We start from the raw sequence: 19,928 nt of genomic DNA, 5'->3' as shown, positions 1-19,928 counted from the left end.
GAGCGTTCGGAGACCACCGCCGCGCCCCTCGGCGCCGCGAGCCAGACCCCCTCGGTGGCACCGGTCGCAGCCGACCGGGCGTCGTCGGCCGCGGAAGGCATTGTCATGGAGGATATGGCCGCGAACAAACTCGCAGTGGAGGACATTGCCGCGAAGGACATCGCAATGGAGGGCGTTGTCGCGGAGGGCATTGCGGCGGCACCTGCCGAGAGCGCCGGCGATCTGGCTGACCGGCCGTACGACCTGCTCGCCCGAATACTGCACTGGCTCATGGCCGTCCTGATCGTCACCATGCTCTTCCTCGGTGCGGCGCTGGTCGGAACCATCGGTGACTATGCGCGGCTGTTGAATCTGCACCGCACGGTCGGCCTGGCCATCCTGGCGCTCGCGGTGGTCCGGATCGTGAACCGGCTGTGGCGGCGGGCGCCTGCACCGGGTGCGGGCCTGCCGCCGGCCGAACGGGCCGTCGCGGTGGGCACCGAGTTCGCGCTCTACGCGCTGTTCGTCGCCCAGCCCGTGGTGGGCTGGGCGCTGGTCTCCGCCTCCGGGATTCCCGTGCGGGTCGCGGGCGGGATCGTGCTGCCCGCCATCGCGCCCGAGAACGCCGCGCTCTATGCGCAACTCCGCACTCTGCACGCCTGGCTGGCGTACCTGCTATTGGCACTGTTCACCGCGCACATGTGCGGTGTGTTGTGGCATGTGGCGGCCCGGCAGGACGGATTGGTGCGCCGGATGCTGTGGGCCCGGCGCGGATGATGCGCCGCTGAGTACGCGCCGCGCGCATGGATATTGTTCATGGCGTGACTCGATCGACCGTGCCCGCGCCCGCCCGGACCGACGGCCTGGCCCGCCGGGCCGTGCTGCCGGTGCTGATTCTCGCGGCGGTGGTGGTCACCGTCGTTGTGCCGCAGTTCTTTCCGCCGGGTGGGGGGTCGACCGGGTTCGATCGGGTGCTGGAACAGCACATCCATTCGGCCTTCGACGCGCATCGAACCGTGCTGCGGGTGCTGGTCTTCCCGAGCGATTCGCCGTTCGTGATCGCCATGCTGGTCGTGTCGGCCGGGTGGTTCGCCTATCGGCGGCAATGGTGGCAGGCGGGGTTCGCGCTGGTGGCGCCGGAACTGGCCGTCGCGGTGAATTCGTTTCTGCTGAAACCGTTCTGGGAGCGCAAGCTCGACCATTATCTGGCGTACCCGAGCGGGCACACCGTGCAACTGGTGGCGGTGGTGACCGCCTTCGCGCTCGCGAGTGAATCGGTGCGGACCCGCGTGACGGTGGCCGTGATCATGGTGGTGGTGCTGCCCGCGGTCACCATCGGGATGGTGGGGTTCGGATACCACCATCCGACGGATGTGATCGGCGGGACCGCCGCGGCCTTCGCGCTGGTCTCCGCGATGTACCTGCTGTTTATCCGGGTCCGTACTGCACGATCCCCGCAATGATCATCCACGCGATCCACAACACGGCCACGACCATGCCCAGTGCCAGCATCACGCGCAGCACGCCGCGGCCGAAATCGAACTCGCCGGGGCGGCGCGGGTAGAGCCGCCAGGGGCTGTACCAGGGCTCGGGGATGCGCAGGCCGCGGACCGACGCGGCGGCCTCGCGTTCCAGGCGGGCCTGCTCGTCGGCGTAGGCCTCGGCCTGCGCCTGCTGCGGGCCGCCGTGCCAGAGCGTGATGTCGACCGGGCCGAGGAAGCCCTCGTTCAGCAGATCCTGCGGTGCGGGCAGATACGGGAGGATGCCGAGACCGCGGAACGCCCAGGCCACGTCATTGGCCGACCATTGCGGCCGGCCGCGGGACAGCAGGCTCACGAAGTGGTCGCGCATGCGCCGCGGATCATCGCCGAGCAGTACCTGGAAGCTGGGATCGGTCCACATCTGCCGCACCTGGATATTCGATCCGGGCTGCGGCACCACCAGCACCACGCCGTGAATGACCCGCTGCCCGAGACCCCGCTCGGCCAGCCAGTTCTGCAGCGCGAAGGTGTGATCGCGGGACCGATCCAGGGGGGTGCGCTTGTCGCCCCCCTCGAAGTTGATGATCCGATCGCCGATCCGCCACGGGCCGTTGACCGGCACCTGTAGCTCGCCGTCCATGCGCTCGGTCAGCTCTTCGGCCTCGATGACCACGCAGCTGGTCGGCGTCCACACCACGGCGTCGAACGGGTAGAGCCGATCGCCGTGGAAGAGACTGCAATTGACGGTGGCCACGCCCTTGGGGTCGGAGCTGCCCTTCCAGGTGCGCAGCCAATCGATGAGCACCTTCTCGGCATGGCTGCCGGCGGTGTTCTGCACTCGGACGAGCATCGGCTCTCACCTTCCCCGTCGAATCGATACCCGGAATGGTACGGACGCGCTGGCCCGGCGGCACAGATTTACCGCCCGCCGTGTGTCGCCCCCGCGGAACGCCGCCGCCCGGACTCCTGGAGGGGTCCGGGCGGCGGAATCGATCGCGTTGGCGCACACGAGAATCCAAGTTACAGGCGGGTGCGCCGATCTGCTCGATCGGCGGGGTTTTCGACGCCGGCGATCACGCGTCCCGGGAGTGCCGGGAGTGCCGGTGGACGGGCAGTTCCGGGTCGGTCGGCCAGGTGTCGGCGGCCGGATACCGGTCGTCCGCCGCCGAATATCCGGGGTCCATCGGGAAGATCGGCAGCCGCAGCGCACCCGGGGCAAACACCGGCACGGTCGGATGATCGGGCGCGACGGGGGAGATGCGGCGGTAGGGCGCGCCGAGCGGCGGCCGGGTATCGGCCTCGTTCCGGTTGGGCCAGAACGCCATTGCGCGCTCGGCCTGCGCGGTGATGGTCAGCGACGGGTTCACGCCCAGGTTCGCGGTCACCGCCGAACCGTCGGCGATGTGCAGGCCCTCGTAGCCGAACACCCGCTGATACGGATCCACCACACCGGATTCCGGGCCTTCGCCGATGACGCAGCCGCCGATGTAGTGGGCGGTCGCGGGGATATTGAAGACGTCCATGATCAGGCTCTGCACGTCGCCGTCCACCTTCTTGCCGAAGCGGCGGCCGATCTCGTGCGCCAGCGGGATCCAGGTCGGATTCGGCTTCCCGGTGCCCTGCTTGGTCTTCAGCTGCCCCCACTTGCGGTAGGAGGTCAGCGAATTGTCCAGCGACTGCATGACCAGCAGGATCACCGACTTGTCCGAGGCCCGGTGCGCATTCAGGCTGCGCGCGAACACGATCGGATGCAGCAGCATTGCCAGCAGGAACCGCAGGAACCGGAAGGCGCCGCCGTCCACGATGGGCACCGACAGCGGGAACAGGCCGTTCTGGCCGGAGCCGTAGTGGCACACCTCGATATGGGTATCGGCCTCGGGATGAATCGAGGAGGTGATGGCGATGCCCTGCGCGAAATCGTCGCGCTGCCGGCTCACCACATTGAGAATGGCCTCGGAGTTGGAGCGGGTCAGCTCACCCAGCCGCGGCGACAGCGACGGCAGCACGTCGTCGTCCTTCATCTTGTGCAGCAGCTTCTGGGTGCCCAGCGCCGCCGCCGCGAACACCACCTGCTCGGTGGTGAACACCTTGCGCCCCTTGCGAACCCAGCGATCCGAGCGCTGCGTCTCGACCGCGTAGCCGCCGCCGGTCATGGGCCGGACCTTGGTGGCGGTGGTCAGGTCGAACACGTGCGCGCCGGCCTGTTCGGCCAGGTAGAGGTAATTCTTGGGGGTGGTGTTCTTGGCATTGTGCGGGCAGCCGGTGAAGCAGCGCGCGCAGTGGATACAGCCGTTGCGGCGCGGGCCCGAGCCGCCGAAGTACGGGTCGTCCACCTCTTTACCCGGGGCATCCTCGTTGAAGAACACACCCACATTGGTGGGGTGGAAGGTATCCGCGACGCCCATTTCCTCTGCGACGGACAGAATTACCTCGTCGGCGGGGGTCATGCGCGGGTTCTGGGCCACGCCCAGCATGCGCTGGGCCTGGTCGTAGTACGGGGCGAGCTCGCTGCGCCAGTCGGTGATGTGCGACCACTGCCGGTCGGTGTAGAAGTTCGGCAGCGGCTCGTAGAGCGTATTGCCGTAGATCAGCGAGCCGCCGCCCACGCCGGAGGCGGAGAAGACCGCGCACTTGCCGAGCACGCTGATCCGCTGGGTTCCGGTCATGCCCAGGCGGGGCGCCCAAATGGCTTTGCGCACATTCCAGTTCGTCTTGGGGATGTCCTCGGCGTTCCAGCGGCGGCCGGATTCGAGTACGGCCACCCGGTAGCCCTTCTCGGTCAGGCGCAGCGCGCTGACGCTTCCCCCGAAGCCGGAGCCGATAACAACGACGTCGTAGTCGAAGTCGGGCATGGTCTTTCCTCTCGCAGCTGAAACCCATGTCGATGAGAAGAATAGGCTGTCATTCTCTCACCGGCTTTCTATGGCGGCGACCATATCGTTCACAGTCTCCCCCGGCGGAACGGCGTGCCCGTATGGTGACGCCGAAGTGATTGCGGTAAGACCGGGTTGTGACAACCGAGCGCAACGCCGAACCGGTCTACAGCGACCGTATCCTCACCGTGCCCAATGTGCTGAGCGTGATCCGGCTGATCGGCGTCCCGGTTCTCCTGTGGCTGCTGCTGGCCGAGAAGGCCGACGGCTGGGCCTTCGCCCTGCTCATCCTCAGCGGCGTGACCGACTGGGCGGACGGGAAACTGGCTCGGCTGCTGGATCAGTCGTCCAAACTGGGCGCGCTGCTCGACCCGCTGGTGGATCGGCTGTATCTGGTCGCGACCCTGGGCGGCTTCCTGATTCGTGGGATCCTGCCCTGGTGGCTGGTTGCGATCCTGGTGGGCCGCGAGCTGATCCTGTTCCTCGCCCTGGGTGTCTACCGCCGCCGCGGGCTGCCCCCGCCGGAGGTCATCTACCTGGGCAAGGCCGCCACCTTCGCGCTCATGTCCGCCCTGCCGTGGATTCTGGCGGGGCAGATGGACTGGGCCGCCGCAGGTTTCAGCCGGGCCTTCGGCTGGGCATTCATGATCTGGGGTACGGCGGCCTACATCTGGACCGGCATTCTCTACCTGGGCAAAGCCATCGCCGTCGCCCGAGCGATACCGGCCGCGTCGCACCAAGATCGGTAGCCGATAGGCTGTGCGGCAGACGGATCGACGATGATCCCGAGAGGAACGGCCCGTTGAAAGGACACCGCCTGTGAGCGACCTCCCCGAGGACCTGCGCTACACCGAGGAGCACGAATGGGTGCGCAGACTCGAACCGACCCGGGTTCGGGTGGGAATCACCGACTATGCGCAATCACAGCTCGGTGACGTCGTGTTCGTGCAGCTGCCCGGTGCGGACGCGGACGCGGCCGCCGGCGAGGGCATCGCAGAAATCGAGTCCACCAAGAGCGTTTCCGACATCTACGCCCCGTTCGCGGGGAAAGTTGTTGCGGTGAACGAACTTCTGGACGCCGAGCCGGAGACGGTCAACGCCGATCCCTACGGCGACGGCTGGCTCTTCGAACTCGAGGTCGAGGACGCCGCGACACTCGATGCCGCACTCGGCAAGTTGCTGGATGCCGCAGGTTATCAAGGAGTTATCGGAGGCTGAAGTAGCCTTCACAGTTCTACCTGCACGGGTACGCCCTGGCAGGGTACGGTCAATGCCAACAGATGTGCCGGCAGCCGGTGCCCGGGTTTTTCCCGGACCTGCCCGAAGCGGGGAGCGGCCGGTGGCCGCATCGCTGAAGGCATCAACTGCTTGCATGATTATTCGGTTCGAGGAGGAGAGCAAGGGTGAGCGAGAACAAAGACCCGGGTTACCAGGAGACGGCAGCAGAGACCACTTCGGTGTTCCGCGCCGATTTCCTGAACGAGGTCGACACGTCGCGCACCGAGCAGACCGGCGAGCAGCCGGTGCAGGGAGTCGAGGGCCTGCCTCCGGGCGCGGCCCTGCTGGTGGTCAAGCGTGGCCCGAACGCCGGTTCGCGGTTCCTGCTCGACCAGCCCACGACCTCCGCGGGACGCCACCCCGACAGCGACATCTTTCTCGACGACGTCACTGTCAGCCGTCGCCACGCGGAGTTCCGTCAGGACGACGACACCTTCCAGGTCGTCGATGTGGGCAGCCTGAACGGCACCTACGTGAATCGGGAGCCGGTGGACTCCTCGGAACTGCAGAACGGTGACGAGGTTCAGATCGGCAAGTTCCGTCTTGTGTTCCTTACCGGTCCGCGCCCCGCGTCGAGTGAATCGGCGGCGGGCGCTCTATAGGACCGACGGGAATGACAGGCGCAGCGCAGTGGACGCGCGGAGGTATGTCGATCGGCTCCGTGCTGGATCTCCTGCGTCCGGATTTTCCGGACATCACTATTTCGAAGATCCGATTCCTGGAGTCGGAAGGCCTGATCAGCCCGGAGCGCACCCCCTCGGGATACCGCCGCTTTCATGTGGCGGACGTCGAGCGGTTGCGCTTCGTGCTGACGGCGCAGCGGGATCAGTACCTGCCGCTGAAGGTGATCAAGGAACAACTCGAAGCGATCGACAGCGGTGCGGCGACGCTCGGCGTGCGGGAAGCCCGCGCCCGGGCGGGCGCCGGCCCCGCGCTGGCGCCCGCTCCGGGAGATATAGCTGCAGGGGATGCCATGGCGCCCAACGGGGGGAGTCGCCCGCGGCGGCTCGGTGTCGTGCCCGGTGAGGTGTCGCCCGAGGAGCTCCGGTTCGATCACGAGATCCGGATTCCGCGGGCGGACCTGCTGTCGCAGGCGGGAATCGACGAGAAGTTCCTGACCGAATTGATCCGCGCCGGGCTCATCACGCCGGGCGCGGCCGGCTACTTCGACTCCGATGCCGTGACGCTCGCGCGCACCGCCAAGGCGCTGAGCGAATTCGGTTTGGAGGCAAGGCATCTGCGGGCGTTCAAGCTGGCCGCGGATCGGGAGGCGGCCATGGTCGCGCAGATTGCCGCGCCCATCGCCAAGAGCCGCGACGCGGATGCCCGTGCGCGCGCGGAGGAGACGGTTCGCGAGTTGGCGGCACTGTCGCTGACCTTGCATACCTGCCTCGTGAAGACCTCTGTGCGCGCTTCACTCGGAGGCTGAAATCTTCGCCTAGACTCGGTGATACGGCCGACTCGATAGGCAGGGCTCGACGGCCGGCGAGTGTATTGGGAGGCAGTGCGATGAGCGAAATGCGTGTGATCGGCATCCGTGTCGAGCAACCACAGAACCAGCCCGTGCTGTTGCTCCGTGAGGTGTCCGGTGACCGATACCTACCGATCTGGATCGGGCAGGCGGAGGCGACGGCGATCGTGCTCGAGCAAGAAGGCGTGACGCCGATCCGCCCGCTCACGCACGATCTGATCAAGAACCTCATCAAGGAGCTCGGGCATACCTTGAAGGAGGTCCGGATCGTGGACCTGCAAGAGGGCACGTTCTACGCGGATCTGGTGTTCGAGAACAACCTGCGGATCTCCGCGCGACCGTCGGATTCGGTGGCCATCGCTCTGCGCGTGGGTTGTCCGATCTATGCCGAGGAGCCGGTGCTGGAGGAAGCCGGCCTCGTCATGCCGGACGAGCGCGAGGACGAAGTCGAGAAGTTCAAAGAGTTCCTCGAGTCTGTTTCTCCCGACGACTTCAAGGCGACGGACAGCTGACCAGTTCCTGACCTGGCGATGATCTCCCAGCGTGACAAAACCGTGTCTCTACCTCAGGTTTAGGGTGAGAAACACGCGCTCCGCCAAGCTTTGAACGTGCCGATACTGCCGCGACAATCGAAGAGTAGCCTCGACTGTTAGGCCACGCTCCAGGTCGATGACAAGCGCTGATAGGCACGCAGTAAGGGAGTAGTCAGTGGGAGATCAACCGCAACCTCAGGATGTGGTGCAGCCAGGGCTGTTCCCCGACGACACGGTGCCGGACGAACTGGTCGGCTACCGCGTGCCCAGCGCCTGCCAAGTGGCGGGCATCACCTACCGCCAGCTGGATTACTGGGCCCGCACCGGGCTGGTCGTGCCGTCCATCCGTTCCGCCACCGGATCCGGTAGCCAGCGGCTCTACTCGTTCAAGGACATCCTGGTCCTCAAGATCGTCAAGCGGCTGCTCGACGCCGGCATCTCGCTGCAGAACATCCGCATCGCCGTGGATCACCTGCGCAGCCGCGGCGTCGAGGACCTGGCCGGCATCACCCTCTTCTCCGACGGCGCCACCGTCTACGAATGCTCCTCACCCGAGGAGGTAGTCGATTTACTGCAGGGCGGACAGGGCGTCTTCGGTATCGCCGTCGGCGGGGCCATGCGCGAATTGACCGGTGCCATCGCCGCTTTCCCGGCCGAGCGGGCCGAGAGCGGCACCGCTTCCGACCGTCCCGAGGACGAACTCTCCTTCCGCCGCAAGGCGCGGATGAGCAAGACCGGCTAGCCAGAGGCCGTTTTCGTGTGAAATCGACCTAGGCAACATTTCTGTAACCTGGGTCGAATTAGACTGGCGTTGCGTCGCAGCCGTGCGGGAGAGTCCTGGGCCGAAAACCCGGGCGCCGAAGGAGCAAAACCTCCCCGTCAATCTCTCAGGCACAAGGGACCGTGCGGAGTTACGACGCCTCTGGAAAGCGGTGGCTCCGGGCCACCCGCCCATGGTGAAAGGGCAACGGCCACAGCGTGGCCGGGGCTTGAATCTCTCAGGCGCCAAAGACAGAGGGGGAGGGCAGACGAACGAGTCGACCTCGGAGGTCGACCCCGCCCACCCCTTTGGAGCAGCCGTGATCTGGACTCGATCCTTTGCCGACCGCCACATCGGCCCCGACAGCGGCGAACTGGACCGCATCCTGGCCACCGTCGGCGTCGAGTCGCTGGACGAGCTCGCCACCCGCGCCGTGCCCGCCGGCATTCTCGACCCCGTCGCGGAGAACGGCCTGGCCGCGCTCCCGCCGGCGCTGTCCGAGCATGAAGCGCTGAGCGAGCTTGCGGCACTGGCGAACTCGAACACCGTGGCCACCTCCATGATCGGGCTGGGCTACTACGACACCCACACTCCGCCGGTGCTGCTGCGCAACCTGGTCGAGAACCCCGCCTGGTACACCGCGTACACGCCCTACCAGCCGGAGATCAGCCAGGGCCGGCTCGAGGCGCTGCTCAACTTCCAGACCATGGTGGCCGAGCTGACCGGCATGGAGGTGGCCAACGCGTCCATGCTGGACGAGGCCACCGCCGCCGCCGAGGCCATGACCCTGCTGCAGCGGGCCAACCGCAAGAGCAAGTCGCAGCGCCTGCTCATCGACGCCGATCTCTTCCCGCAGACGCGCACGGTGCTGGCCACCCGGGCCGAGCCGATGGGCATCGAGCTCGTCGAGGCGGATCTGTCCGGCGGCGAACTACCCGAGGGCGAGTTCTTCGGCGTACTGGTGCAGCAGCCCGGCGCCTCCGGCCGGCTCGTGGATTGGGCCCCGGTCATCGCGGCCGCCCACGAGCGCGGCGCGCTGGTGGCGGTCGGCGCGGATCTGCTTGCGCTGACCCTGATCACGCCGCCCGGTGAGCAGGGCGCGGACGTCTGCTTCGGCACCACCCAGCGTTTCGGCGTGCCGCTCGGCTTCGGCGGCCCGCACGCGGGATATCTCGTGGTGCGCGAGGCGCATGCGCGCCAGCTGCCCGGCCGCCTGGTCGGCGTCTCGGTGGACGCGGACGGCAATCTCGCCTACCGCCTCGCGCTGCAGACCCGTGAGCAGCATATTCGCCGCGAGAAGGCGACCTCGAACATCTGCACCGCGCAGGTGCTGCTGGCCATTCTGGCCGCCATGTACGCCTCCTACCACGGCGCGGACGGGCTGCGGTCGCTCGCGCGGCGGGTGCACGGGCACGCGCAGTGGCTGGCCGCCGGGCTCGGTGACGCGGTCGTGCACCAGACCTTCTTCGACACCGTGCTGGTGAACGTGCCCGGTGGCGCGGAAGCCATTGTGGCCAAGGCCAAGGGCCGCGGCATCAATCTGCGCCTGGTCGATGCCGATCATGTGAGCATCGCCTGCGACGAGGTCACCACCGACACCCATGTGGTCGACGTGCTGGACTGCTTCGGCGCCGAGATCCCGGTGGGCCCGGAGGGCGCGCTCTTCCACGGTAAGCAGCGCCCGCACATCGAGGTTCGCACCTCGGAGTTCCTGACCGCGCCGGCGTTCACCAAGTACCGCACCGAGACCGCCATGCTGCGCTACCTGCGCGCGCTGTCGGACAAGGATATCGCCCTGGACCGCAGCATGATTCCGCTCGGTTCCTGCACCATGAAGCTGAACGCCGTGGCCGAGATGGAGTCCATCACCTGGCCGGGCTTCAATCGGGTGCACCCGTACGCGCCGGTCGAGGACGCGCCGGGCCTGATCAAGCTGATCGAGGATCTGGAGGGCTGGCTGTCCGCGGTGACCGGCTATGACCGGGTCTCGTTGCAGCCCAATGCCGGTAGCCAGGGCGAGTACGCGGGCCTGCTGGCGATTCGCCGCTACCACCTGGATCGTGGTGATTCGCACCGCGATACCTGCCTGATCCCGTCCAGTGCGCACGGCACCAATGCCGCGTCGGCCGCCATGGTCGGCATGCGGGTGGAGGTCGTGAAGACCCGCCCCAACGGCGATATCGATCTGGACGATCTGCGCGCCAAGATCGCCGATCACGCGGATCGGCTGGCCTGCATCATGATCACCTACCCGTCCACGCACGGCGTGTACGAGCACGAGGTGGCCGAGCTGTGCGCGCTGGTGCACGATGCCGGCGGCCAGGTGTACGTGGACGGCGCGAACCTGAACGCCCTTGTCGGACTTGCCCGCCCGGGCCGGTTCGGCGGCGATGTCAGCCATCTGAACCTGCACAAGACCTTCTGCATCCCGCACGGCGGCGGGGGCCCGGGTGTGGGCCCGGTGGCGGTGCGTGAGCACCTGGCGCAGTACCTGCCGGGCGATCCGCTGGTGCCGGGTTCGCACGCGGTGTCGGCGGCCAAGTACGGTTCGGCCTCGATTCTGCCGATCACCTGGTCCTACATCCGCATGATGGGCGCCGACGGCCTGCGCCGGGCCACGCTGACCGCCATCGCGTCGGCGAATTACATTGCGCGCAAGCTGGATCCGCATTTCCCAGTGCTCTACACCGGCGACAACGGCATGGTCGCCCACGAGTGCATCCTGGACCTGCGCGAGATCACCAAGCGCACCGGCGTCACCGTCGACGATGTGGCGAAGCGCCTGGCGGACTACGGCTTCCACGCTCCGACCATGAGCTTCCCGGTGGCGGGCACGCTCATGGTGGAGCCCACCGAGAGCGAGAACCTCGAGGAGCTGGACGCCTTCATCGAGGCCATGATCGCCATCAAGGGTGAGATCGATCAGGTCGAGGCGGGCGTGTGGCCGGTGGAGGACAACCCGCTGCGCGGCGCCCCGCACACCGCGGAATGCCTTGTCGGCGAATGGGATCACCCCTACAGCCGGGAGACCGCGGTCTACCCGCGCGGGGTGAAGCACCAGTCCCGGGCCAAGGTGTGGCCGTCGGTCCGCCGCATCGACGGCGCGTTCGGCGACCGCAATCTGGTCTGCTCCTGCCCCCCGATGGACGCCTACGCCGAGTAGTCGGCACGCCGTGAATGCACTGCGCCCCACCAGTTCTCACTGGTGGGGCGCAGGTCTTTCGGGAGCGGCCGCAGCCTCAGGCCGTGGTCGGCTTCCAGGTCGCGATGGCCCAGATGACGAGTGCGTCGAGGGCGATGATGAGCAGCGACCAGGCCGGGTAGTAGGGCATCCACAGGAAGTTCGCCACGATGGACAGGGCCGCCATGATCATGGCCCCGACGCGGCCCCAGGTGGTCCCGGTCATCAGCCCGTAGGCGGTGATGATGACGAGGATGCCCACGATGATGTGGATCCAGCCCCAGGCATGCGTATTGAACTTGTAGATGTAGTCATTGGTGCCGACGACCAGGAGGTCGTCCGAGGACGCGGCGGAAATGCCCTCCAGGATCGACAGCGCGCCGATGACCAGCATCAGCACGCCCGCCCCGATGGAGGTTCCGGCGGCCAGACCTTGTTTCAGCGTGGGCTCGGGAGTACCTGTACTGTGTGCCATTCGCCGAATATGCCACGGGTTTGCCGGGAAATCGGGAAAGAAGCGCCGACGTGTTGCTGGGCGGTTTCTACGGCGTGGTGAGGACCCCCGATACGGCGGTTCCGAAGGCAAGCTCATTACTGGCGTCGACCTTGGTATAGGTGCCGCCGGTGCGCTGGGTCAGCGTCTGCAGGGTCTGGGTGCCCGCGCCGCCGATCACGATGACATCCACCCGCACCGGATGCGCCGGGTCCGTGGCCGCCGCGATATCGGCGAGCAGTTGATCGCCGGTCAGCGTGGAATCGTCCTCGGGACCGTGGGTGATGAGCAGGATCGAATTGGTGCGCCCGGCGGTGTAGTTGGCGACCGCGGCCTTGTAGGCGGCCTCGAGCGTCGGGTAGGCGCGGTCGGCCTTGGTGGTGTCGGGGGAGACGTTCGACAGCGCCTGGTCGATGGCATTGCGCTGGTCCTGGGTCAATTGCGCGGTGGGCGTGAGGACCTTGTACGGGGTGTCGCCATTGAGGTTCTTGCCGTAGGTCCAGACGCCGAGCCCGAAATCGGGCGGCATGACGTTCATGGTGGATTCCAGGGCGCCGATGGAGTTCGCGAGCCGGGTCAGGCTGCCGTCCTGGGTGGCCATGGTGGAGGAGACGTCCAGCAGCACGGTGGCCTGCACGCCGAGGATCGGGTGCGCGAGCAGTTGATTCACCTTGTCCAGCACGGGCTTCGGCGGTACGGCGACGGTGGCCTGGGCCGCGGCGCCGAAACCGCTGTCGGTGAACAGTTTCGACTGTTCCGGGGCGCGCAGGAAGTCGGCGAACAGGCTCGCGATCGCGTTCTGCGTCTGGTCCACCCAGCTCCCGGTGAGCTGGGCCGCGGGATAGTCGGCGACGGGACCGTTGCCGGTGGGCCGGAATACGGTCAGGCCGTTGTGCGCGTGGATCTGCTGTTCGGTGGCGGCCACGGCGTGCAGCGGGGCATTGGCGTCGGCGGCCGCGGCCAGATCGTTGAGCGCGGTGGTCACGTCCTTTTCCGGCGGCGCGCCCGCGGCGAGCCCGGAGACGGCCGAGATGACCTGCCCGGTGGCGACCGCTTTGTCATCGAGCGGGTCGGTGCCCGAGATATCCGCGCCCACCTGTTCGGCGACCGCGAGCGAGGCGTCACCGGCGGGCATGGCCAGATTCAACTTGCCCCAGGCCGCGAGGTTGATACTGCTCAGCGAGCCCTGTTGCAGCCGCGGCAGATCCGACCATTTGATCTGCGCGGCTTCCAGCGCGCGTCGCAACGGGTCCGGGACCGCAAGCGAAATGGGGCTGACCGCGAGCGAGGCCGGGGTGCCGGCGATGAGGCCGGGCACTCGCATCTGCTCGATCGCGCGGGAGGACTGCGGGATCCAGAGTCCGGGCTGCGGGCCGAGGTTCTTGTCCCACGGCTGCGCCGAGGTGAACGAGGTGACCATGGCCGCGGTGGGCTGCGGGTTCACGACCACCTGCGCGCAGTGGTCGCGCACGTGCGGCTGGGTGCTGTCGAACCGATCGGCCGCGGCCTTGACCGGGCCTGCGAGGGCGGGGTCGACGGTGACATCGAGGGTGCTGGTGCCGTCCAGGCAGGAGCCGGCCGCGGCATTGTCGCGTTGCTTGGCGTGATTGGAGAGCCAGGCCCAGCCGACGAAGGCGAGCGCTAAGACGAGTACCGCCGCCACTGCGATAACCGGTCCTTTGCTGACACCTCGTGAACCGCCGGTGGCGCGATGAGTACCCACGGCGAACAGTGTATGTTCACGGCATTTCGGCCACCTGTGCCAGGCGGTTACGCGAAAAGCCGACCGGCATCGAATCGGCGGCTACCGTACAGCGCGGTAGCCGCCGATCCGGACCGGTCGGTCCTTACTCCCTGATCATCTTGCCGCGGTCGAACTCGTGCCCGCCCCAGACGCCGGACTGGCCGGTGCTGGTGGCGAACTCGGCGCATTCGCGGCGGATCGGGCAGCCCGCGCAGATCTTTCGCGCGTAGTCGAAGTCCTGCGACGGGTACGGGAACCAGGCCTCGTGGTTGGGGTCGCCCTTGCACGCGGCGTGCTGCCAGTAATCCTTCGAGTCGGAAATGGGGAGCAGATCCGCCAGGGTCGGCTCCCGAAGTGCTGTGGTCGTCATCGGATCTTCTCCTTTCGTGCCCGATAACTCAGGGGTGATCAGTTGGTTGTCGTGGCCAGGTCTTTCCAGATCCGGCGCTGGGTCTTCTCCCTGTCCTTGGGAGCTCGGGGCTCCCACAGCAGGCGCATACCGGCCTCTTCGGGAGTCCGGTCCGCCTTGTACGTATTGCACGGGCCGCAGGCCGCGATGAGGTTTCCCCAGGTGTTGGGGCCACCGCGGGATCGCGGGCGGATGTGGTCCACGGTGCGGGCCCACCCGGCGCAGTACCCGCAGCGGAACTGATCACGCCGCAGGATGGCGCCGAGGGTGGCCCGGCTGTTCTCGTCGGCGACCAGGATTCGGTGCTCGAGGTAGATGTAGCGGTGCAGCCGGATGGTCTCCGGGAGTGCCATCTCCAGGTGCTTCGAGCGAATCGGGAAGTGCGGCTGCCGATCCGCGACGGTCTCGGCGGCGCCGCCGAGCAGCAGCACCACCGCGCGTTCGGCGCGGATCGTGGTCAGGGCCTCGTAGGAGGCGTTGAGCAGCAGTACACCTGCGTGTATCCAGTTGTCTGCGGTTATCTCCGGGTCGTCGACAGAAGGGAACAGCATGGGGGTCACCATGTTTCGTGAGGTCGCTCGATACACCGACGGAAATCGAGCGGAAGAGGCGGGAAGGGAGAGAGCGACGGTCTAGGCGAACGTCTGGAGACGGCTGATCTGCTGGCTGTCATCGAGCCGTCCCAGCGGCAACGCGAGGTGTTCTGCGTAGGCGGGAGTCATGCCGTCTCCTCCTTCCTGCGGGTAATGACCGGTGTCGGTCGGGTGATCTTCGGTGAAAGTGATGGTGACACAACGGCCATGGTTTGTCGGGTGATTTTTCGCCCCCGGGGATGACCGCACAGGTTCAACGATCGTATGCCCGCGTTTGTTCCGGGGAGGCGCATGTCACATCGGGGCGCTATCATAGCCGGTGGCGCGGTGGGTGAGATTCACTGGTACGCAACCGAGTTGGCGGCGGATGTGTCCGTTCGGTTCATCGCCGGTTACCTGCTGCGGCTACCGTGACGGGTACTCGGAAGGAGACCGGCGTCATGGAGATCCGACATTTAGTCTCATTTATTACCATCGCCGAAGAGTTGCATTTCGGTCGCGCAGCGCAGCGCCTCCATCTGACCCAGCCAAGCCTGTCCGCCCAGCTGCAGAAGCTGGAGAAGTCGCTCGGGGTCCAACTGGTCGCCCGGAATTCCCATGAGGTCCGGCTCACCCCGGCCGGGCGCGAGTTCGAGCTACAGGCCCGCCAGATCGTCGCCCACCTGGACCGGGCCGCCCGGGTGGCCAAGGCCACCGCGGAAGGCCGCGCGGGCACCCTCAATATCGGCTACAACCTCCCCGCCAGCCGGCACGTCCTACCGGACACCCTGGTGCGCATGACCGAACGACATCCCGATGTGGTGGTGTCGCTGTGGGAGAAGCGCACCGGACCACAGCTGGCCGGACTATCGGACGGCTCGCTCGACATCGCCATGGTGTACGGCCATCCCAGCACCTCGGACTTCCGGTATCGCAAGTTGCTGCACCGGGTTCCGCTGGTGGCGGTGGTGGGCCGGCGGCACCGCTGGGCCGATCGCCCGGGGGTGCCGTTCGCGGAACTACAGGGTCAGGAGTGTGTGCTGTTCCAGCGGGAGCAGTGTCCGGCCATGTACGACGCCATCTTCCGGGCCGCCGCGCAGTCCCGGATCTCGCTCAGCGTGGCGCATCACGCCGACGACCCGGGCGCCACTGCGCACATGGTGTCGGTGCGGCCGCTGGTGGGGTTCGCCTCGCTGCCGCGCGCGATCTCCATGGGCATGGGCTCACCCGGCAGCGGTTCCGTCGCGGTGAAGTTGTCGGACCCGGTACCCACACTGGATTTGTACGCGGTGTGGCGGGCGGAGGAAACGAATCCGGCGGTGGCTGCCTTTCTGGATTGTGTGGAGTCCGCCGATTCACCGGATCCGGTGCCGTCGCCGGAACCGACGCAGTTCGATGATGCCCGTCCGATGACGGCGGCGGCCATTCGATAGGCAATTACTCTCGCACGGTAGGAACAATGGTGCGGGCGGCGACGAGAATGATTGTCGCCGGACAGAATTCGACTTGTGAATATTGTGCCTCTGGTCGACAGGTCCATGACCGGAAACGGTTTCGAACCGGCCGCCAATGCGAGTTTGTACGCGATCGTCGCGGAGGCGGCGCAGCGGAATCCGGAACGGCATACCCTCGCCGCGGGGGAGGATATGCCCCTCACGTGCGCCGAATTCGACACCCGGGTGCGGGCCATCGCCTCGGCCCTGCTCGATCGCGACGTGGCGGCCGGGGACCGGGTGGTGATCCTCGGACGCACGAGTCTGGAATGGGCGCTGCTGGATTGCGCGGCGCTGGCCGTCGGCGCCGTGGTGGTGCCGGTGTATCCGACCTCGTCGGCCATCCAGATCGAGCACATCCTGCGGGACAGCGGCAGTAGGTTCTTCGCGGCCGAGACGGGCGAGGACGCCGAGCGGCTGGTGGCGGCGGGCGCGGCGGAGGTGTGGTCGTTCGGCGATATCGCCGGCTGGGCCGCGGGCCCGCTGCGCGCGGATCTGGGCGAGCGGGTCGCGCAGGTGACGGTGGACGACCTCGCCATGATCGTCTACACCAGCGGCACCACGGGTTTGTCCAAGGGCTGCACGATCACCCACCGCAATATGTATGTGTCCGCGGCCAATACGGTCCGCCAGACCGGCACGCTGTTCGACGGCACCACCGCGCTGGCCCTGCCGCTGTCGCACGTCTTCGGCCAGACCATGTTGTTCGCCTGCCTGTTCGGCGGGGCGCGCACCCATCTGCTGCCGGGCATTCCGGATCTGGTGCCCGCGCTGGCGCGGCTGCGGCCCACCTTCCTGGCCCTGATTCCCTACGCGCTGGAGAAGATTCGCAAGCACTGCCGATCGCTGCTGAGCGAGGATGCCGAGCGGGAAGCGGTGGTGAGCGGATTACTGCTGCTCACCGGCGGCGAAGCGGCTGTGCCGGAGGATCATCCGGTGGCGGCGGCGCTGGGTGGCCGGCTGCGCTATGTGATCTCCGGGGGCGCCTCGCTCGATGATTCGACGGCCGGGTTCTACGCGGCCTTCGGCACGGTGATCCTCAACTGCTACGGCCTCACCGAGGCGGCGACCGCGGTGACGGTCAGCGCGCCCGAGACCAATCGGGTGGGGACCGTGGGCAAGCCGATTCCCGGTACGGCGGTGGCGATCGCGAGCGACGGTGAGGTGCTGGTCAGCGGCCCGCACGTCTCGCCCGGGTACTGGGGTGCGGCGGAAGCGCAGCGTCCGGTGGACGAGGCGGGCTGGCTGCACACCGGCGATGTGGGTGAGCTCGACGACGGTTATCTGCGGATCACCGGGCGCAAGAAGGAGATTCTGGTGACCTCGGGCGGCAAGAACGTCGCGCCGGCGCCGCTGGAGGATCGGGTGCGGCTGCATCCACTGGTCAGCAATTGCATGGTGGTGGGCGAGGGTCAGGCCTTCGTGACCGCGCTGGTGACCCTGGACGCGGACCGGGCGGCCGAGTGGCTGCTGGACCATCCGGGCCAGGATCCGGCGGCGGAGATCCGCGCGTCGATCGATGACGCCAATTCGCTGGTGTCGCGTGCCGAATCGATTCGTGAGTTTCGCATTGTGGCAGGCGATTTCACCGTTGCCAATGGATTGTTGACCTCCTCACTGAAACTGCGGCGCGCGGCGATCGCGGAAGCGTATTCCGCAGATATCGATCAGCTGTACCGGCGATAGCCGAGGCCGATCGGCCGATGAATTACGGTGCCGCACCGTGGTTCCGGCCGTTCGGTGCCGACAGACTCGAAATGAAATTCGACGACCGGAAAGTGATCAGTCATGTACGACGTCATCGTTGTCGGTACGCGGGTGTCCGGCGCTTCGCTGGCCATGCTCCTGGCCCGCAAGGGGTATCGGGTGCTGGCGGTGGATCGCGCCACCTTCCCCAGTGACACACCGTCCACCCACTACATCCATCAGGCCGGTCTGAGCCTGCTGAAGACCTGGGGTCTGCTCGACAAGGTGGTGGCCACCGGCTGCCCGCCGGTGCGGCACCTCAACTTCACCTACACCGATATCGATATTCGCGGGATGGCGGATCCGTCGGCCGACGGCATCGATGCCGTGTACTGCCCGCGCCGCACGGTGCTGGACAAGATCCTGGTCGACGAGGCCGGCACCGCCGGTGCGGAGCTGATCGAGGGCTTCACGGTCACCGGTCTGCTGCGGGACGGCGATCAGGTCGTGGGTATCCGCGGCCGCAGCGGTGAGGGTCCGGAGCAGGAGTTCCGCGCGAAACTCGTGGTCGGCGCGGACGGTTCGGCCTCGACGGTCGCCAAGGAGGTGGGCGCGCAGGTGTACGAGGGTTCGCCCGCCGCGTGCTTCGTCTACTACTCCTACTACGACGGCATCGACTGGGGCATGAACCACCGCACCGGTTTCGGTGAGCAGCAGTTCGCGACCTGGCCGACCAATGACGGTCTGTACCTGGTGGCGGTCATGCGCAAGCGGGAGCGCTTCCGGGAGTTCCGGGCCGACCCGGACGCCGGTGTGCAGGAGATCGTGCAGCAGGTGGACCCGGAACTCGGTGCGCGCCTGCTGGACACGGGTGAGCGGGTGGAGCCGTTCCGGCCCATGCTGTACCCGGACAACTACCGCCGCCAGTCCTTCGGGCCGGGCTGGGCGCTGGTGGGTGACGCCGGCTACCACAAGGACCCGTTCACCGGCTGGGGCATCACCGACTCCTTCAAGTACGCCCAGCTGCTGGCGGATCTGGCCGATGAGAGCCTGTCCGGCGGGCGGCCTTTCGAGGAGACGCTGCCGGAGTACCAGCGCGAGCGCGACGCGCAGAGCGCCAGCACCTACGAACTGACCACCGCCATCTCCGAGCTCTCGCTGACGCCGTACTACGACTCGGTGTTCCGGGCCACCAGCATGAGCCCCGATTACACCAAGAAGTTCTTCGGCCTGATCGCCGGTCTCTACCCGCCGGAGAAGTACTTCGGTGAGGTCGAGCTCGCCGAGCTGTACGAGCAGATCGGCTTCCCGGTGGACAAGCGGCACGTGAGCAAGGCCGAGGCCGCGCTGTGAGTGCCCCGGGCCTGGTCGCTCTCGGCGACAGTTTCGTGGAAGGCCGCGGCGACCCCGCCGCGGCCGGCGGTTATCGCGGCTGGGTGCCGCGGCTGGGCGGGCAATTGGGCCTGCGGCCGAGCGTCATCCGCAATCTCGGTACGCACGGGGCCACCACCGGCGATGTGGTCGGCCGGCAGCTGCCGGTGGCCGCGCGCGCGGAGCTCTACGGCGTGGTGGCCGGGGTGAACGACCTGGTCAGCGCCTTCGACGCGGACCGGTTCGAGGACAATCTGAACATCTTGTTCGGCACGCTGTCCGCCACCGGCGCAACGGTTTTCACCGCCGACTATCCGGATATTCCGGCGCGCCTGCCGGTTCCGGAGGGCTTCCGCGCCCTGCTGCGCGAGCGTTTCGCCTTCGCCAATGCGGTCATGGCCCGGGTCACCGCCGACCACGGAGTACTGCTGCTGAATCTCTCGGCCCGTCCCGATTGGGAACTGGCCGGCACCTGGACCGAGGACGGGCTGCACCCCAGCCCGTCCGGCCACCGTCTTTTCGCTGCGGCCGCAGCGGAACTCATTTCGTCGACCACCGCTACCACCGTCGCCGCCTGAGCGGCGCGACGGCCACGGTTCGAGAG

At 67.3% G+C, this 19,928-nt stretch carries 19 protein-coding genes and 1 riboswitch; of the genes, 13 read left to right on the top strand and 6 right to left on the bottom strand.

The genetic code is table 11. The features are described 5' to 3' along the window. Positions 1-165 precede the first annotated feature (165 nt). Both ACH438_RS12900 and ACH438_RS12895 read left to right on the top strand, forming a co-directional pair. Positions 166-756, top strand: a complete 591-nt coding sequence (locus ACH438_RS12900) for a cytochrome b (protein WP_397004876.1) — start codon at positions 166-168, stop codon at positions 754-756. Between the two features lie 44 nt (positions 757-800). Continuing rightward, positions 801-1,442 carry a phosphatase PAP2 family protein gene (locus tag ACH438_RS12895; RefSeq protein WP_397004470.1) on the top strand — a complete coding sequence of 214 codons (642 nt, stop codon included), beginning with the start codon at positions 801-803 and terminating at the stop codon, positions 1,440-1,442. Here the strand turns inward: ACH438_RS12895 and ACH438_RS12890 are convergent. Both ACH438_RS12890 and ACH438_RS12885 read right to left on the bottom strand, forming a co-directional pair. Beyond that, positions 1,408-2,310, bottom strand: coding sequence for a nuclease-related domain-containing protein (locus ACH438_RS12890; protein WP_397004468.1), 903 nt, complete (start codon positions 2,308-2,310; stop codon positions 1,408-1,410). The two genes, ACH438_RS12895 and ACH438_RS12890, sit on opposite strands and share 35 nt — an antisense overlap. A gap of 223 nt (positions 2,311-2,533) precedes the next feature. After that, positions 2,534-4,312 (bottom strand): GMC oxidoreductase, encoded by a 1,779-nt coding sequence (locus ACH438_RS12885; RefSeq protein WP_397004466.1) that lies wholly within the window; start codon positions 4,310-4,312, stop codon positions 2,534-2,536. Between the two features lie 158 nt (positions 4,313-4,470). Between ACH438_RS12885 and ACH438_RS12880 the strand changes: the two genes are divergently transcribed. From ACH438_RS12880 to gcvP, 7 genes are all read left to right on the top strand, one after another. Then, positions 4,471-5,082 (top strand): CDP-alcohol phosphatidyltransferase family protein, encoded by a 612-nt coding sequence (locus ACH438_RS12880; RefSeq protein ID WP_397004464.1) that lies wholly within the window; start codon positions 4,471-4,473, stop codon positions 5,080-5,082. A 70-nt stretch (positions 5,083-5,152) separates the two neighbouring features. Next, the gene (gene gcvH, locus ACH438_RS12875) at positions 5,153-5,551 is read left to right on the top strand and encodes a glycine cleavage system protein GcvH (protein ID WP_397004462.1); all 399 of its coding nucleotides are present in this window, start codon (positions 5,153-5,155) and stop codon (positions 5,549-5,551) included. A 185-nt stretch (positions 5,552-5,736) separates the two neighbouring features. Beyond that, on the top strand, positions 5,737-6,213 hold the full coding sequence (gene garA, locus ACH438_RS12870; protein ID WP_397004460.1) for a glycogen accumulation regulator GarA: 477 nt from the start codon (positions 5,737-5,739) through the stop codon (positions 6,211-6,213). Positions 6,214-6,224: 11 nt separating this feature from the next. Next, the gene (locus ACH438_RS12865; protein ID WP_397004458.1) at positions 6,225-7,040 is read left to right on the top strand and encodes a MerR family transcriptional regulator; all 816 of its coding nucleotides are present in this window, start codon (positions 6,225-6,227) and stop codon (positions 7,038-7,040) included. An 80-nt stretch (positions 7,041-7,120) separates the two neighbouring features. Next, positions 7,121-7,594, top strand: a complete 474-nt coding sequence (locus tag ACH438_RS12860) for a bifunctional nuclease family protein (protein WP_397004456.1) — start codon at positions 7,121-7,123, stop codon at positions 7,592-7,594. 196 nt (positions 7,595-7,790) lie between these two features. Next, positions 7,791-8,357 (top strand): MerR family transcriptional regulator, encoded by a 567-nt coding sequence (locus tag ACH438_RS12855; RefSeq protein ID WP_397004454.1) that lies wholly within the window; start codon positions 7,791-7,793, stop codon positions 8,355-8,357. Positions 8,358-8,432: 75 nt separating this feature from the next. Then, positions 8,433-8,529, top strand: a riboswitch (glycine riboswitch). 39 nt (positions 8,530-8,568) lie between these two features. Next, the gene (gene gcvP / locus ACH438_RS12850; RefSeq protein ID WP_397004452.1) at positions 8,569-11,538 is read left to right on the top strand and encodes an aminomethyl-transferring glycine dehydrogenase; all 2,970 of its coding nucleotides are present in this window, start codon (positions 8,569-8,571) and stop codon (positions 11,536-11,538) included. Between the two features lie 76 nt (positions 11,539-11,614). On the opposite strand, the gene ACH438_RS12845 is transcribed toward gcvP, so the two are convergent. From ACH438_RS12845 to ACH438_RS12830, 4 genes are all read right to left on the bottom strand, one after another. Then, entirely contained in the window at positions 11,615-12,031 is a 417-nt protein-coding gene (locus ACH438_RS12845) for a hypothetical protein (RefSeq protein ID WP_397004450.1), read from the bottom strand. 67 nt (positions 12,032-12,098) lie between these two features. After that, positions 12,099-13,772: a substrate-binding domain-containing protein gene (locus ACH438_RS12840; protein WP_397004448.1), complete on the bottom strand. Its 1,674-nt coding sequence runs from the start codon at positions 13,770-13,772 to the stop codon at positions 12,099-12,101. A gap of 124 nt (positions 13,773-13,896) precedes the next feature. Beyond that, on the bottom strand, positions 13,897-14,163 hold the full coding sequence (locus tag ACH438_RS12835; RefSeq protein ID WP_397004446.1) for a WhiB family transcriptional regulator: 267 nt from the start codon (positions 14,161-14,163) through the stop codon (positions 13,897-13,899). 38 nt (positions 14,164-14,201) lie between these two features. Beyond that, positions 14,202-14,753, bottom strand: a complete 552-nt coding sequence (locus ACH438_RS12830; RefSeq protein WP_397004444.1) for an HNH endonuclease — start codon at positions 14,751-14,753, stop codon at positions 14,202-14,204. A gap of 482 nt (positions 14,754-15,235) precedes the next feature. Between ACH438_RS12830 and ACH438_RS12825 the strand changes: the two genes are divergently transcribed. The 4 genes from ACH438_RS12825 (at position 15,236) to ACH438_RS12810 (ending at position 19,902) form a co-directional block, all read left to right on the top strand. Further along, complete coding sequence (locus ACH438_RS12825) at positions 15,236-16,207, top strand: LysR family transcriptional regulator (protein ID WP_397004442.1); 972 nt, start codon at positions 15,236-15,238, stop codon at positions 16,205-16,207. Positions 16,208-16,282: 75 nt separating this feature from the next. Further along, positions 16,283-17,953 carry an AMP-dependent synthetase/ligase gene (locus tag ACH438_RS12820; RefSeq protein ID WP_397004440.1) on the top strand — a complete coding sequence of 557 codons (1,671 nt, stop codon included), beginning with the start codon at positions 16,283-16,285 and terminating at the stop codon, positions 17,951-17,953. Between the two features lie 102 nt (positions 17,954-18,055). Continuing rightward, a complete protein-coding gene (locus ACH438_RS12815) occupies positions 18,056-19,306 on the top strand; it encodes an NAD(P)/FAD-dependent oxidoreductase (RefSeq protein WP_397004438.1) in 1,251 nt (416 codons plus the stop codon). Then, positions 19,303-19,902: an SGNH/GDSL hydrolase family protein gene (locus ACH438_RS12810; RefSeq protein ID WP_397004436.1), complete on the top strand. Its 600-nt coding sequence runs from the start codon at positions 19,303-19,305 to the stop codon at positions 19,900-19,902. Before ACH438_RS12815 ends, ACH438_RS12810 begins: the two co-directional genes overlap by 4 nt. The last annotated feature ends 26 nt before the right edge of the window (positions 19,903-19,928 follow it).

The sequence above is a fragment of the Nocardia sp. NPDC020380 genome, assembly GCF_044386975.1.
GTDB lineage: Bacteria > Actinomycetota > Actinomycetes > Mycobacteriales > Mycobacteriaceae > Nocardia.
The sequence above is the reverse complement of the archived record's forward strand: the minus strand, read 5'-3'. Positions and strand labels throughout refer to the sequence as shown.

Coding starts and splice junctions, on each gene's coding strand:
- ACH438_RS12900 (WP_397004876.1), top strand. CDS start 166: ATGGAGGGCGTTGTCGCGGAGGGCATTGCGGCGGCACCTGCCGAGAGC.
- ACH438_RS12890 (WP_397004468.1), bottom strand. CDS start 2,310: ATGCTCGTCCGAGTGCAGAACACCGCCGGCAGCCATGCCGAGAAGGTG.
- ACH438_RS12885 (WP_397004466.1), bottom strand. CDS start 4,312: ATGCCCGACTTCGACTACGACGTCGTTGTTATCGGCTCCGGCTTCGGG.
- ACH438_RS12865 (WP_397004458.1), top strand. CDS start 6,225: ATGACAGGCGCAGCGCAGTGGACGCGCGGAGGTATGTCGATCGGCTCC.
- ACH438_RS12860 (WP_397004456.1), top strand. CDS start 7,121: ATGAGCGAAATGCGTGTGATCGGCATCCGTGTCGAGCAACCACAGAAC.
- gcvP (WP_397004452.1), top strand. CDS start 8,569: ATGGTGAAAGGGCAACGGCCACAGCGTGGCCGGGGCTTGAATCTCTCA.
- ACH438_RS12845 (WP_397004450.1), bottom strand. CDS start 12,031: ATGGCACACAGTACAGGTACTCCCGAGCCCACGCTGAAACAAGGTCTG.
- ACH438_RS12835 (WP_397004446.1), bottom strand. CDS start 14,163: ATGACGACCACAGCACTTCGGGAGCCGACCCTGGCGGATCTGCTCCCC.
- ACH438_RS12830 (WP_397004444.1), bottom strand. CDS start 14,753: ATGCTGTTCCCTTCTGTCGACGACCCGGAGATAACCGCAGACAACTGG.
- ACH438_RS12825 (WP_397004442.1), top strand. CDS start 15,236: ATGGAGATCCGACATTTAGTCTCATTTATTACCATCGCCGAAGAGTTG.
- ACH438_RS12815 (WP_397004438.1), top strand. CDS start 18,056: ATGTACGACGTCATCGTTGTCGGTACGCGGGTGTCCGGCGCTTCGCTG.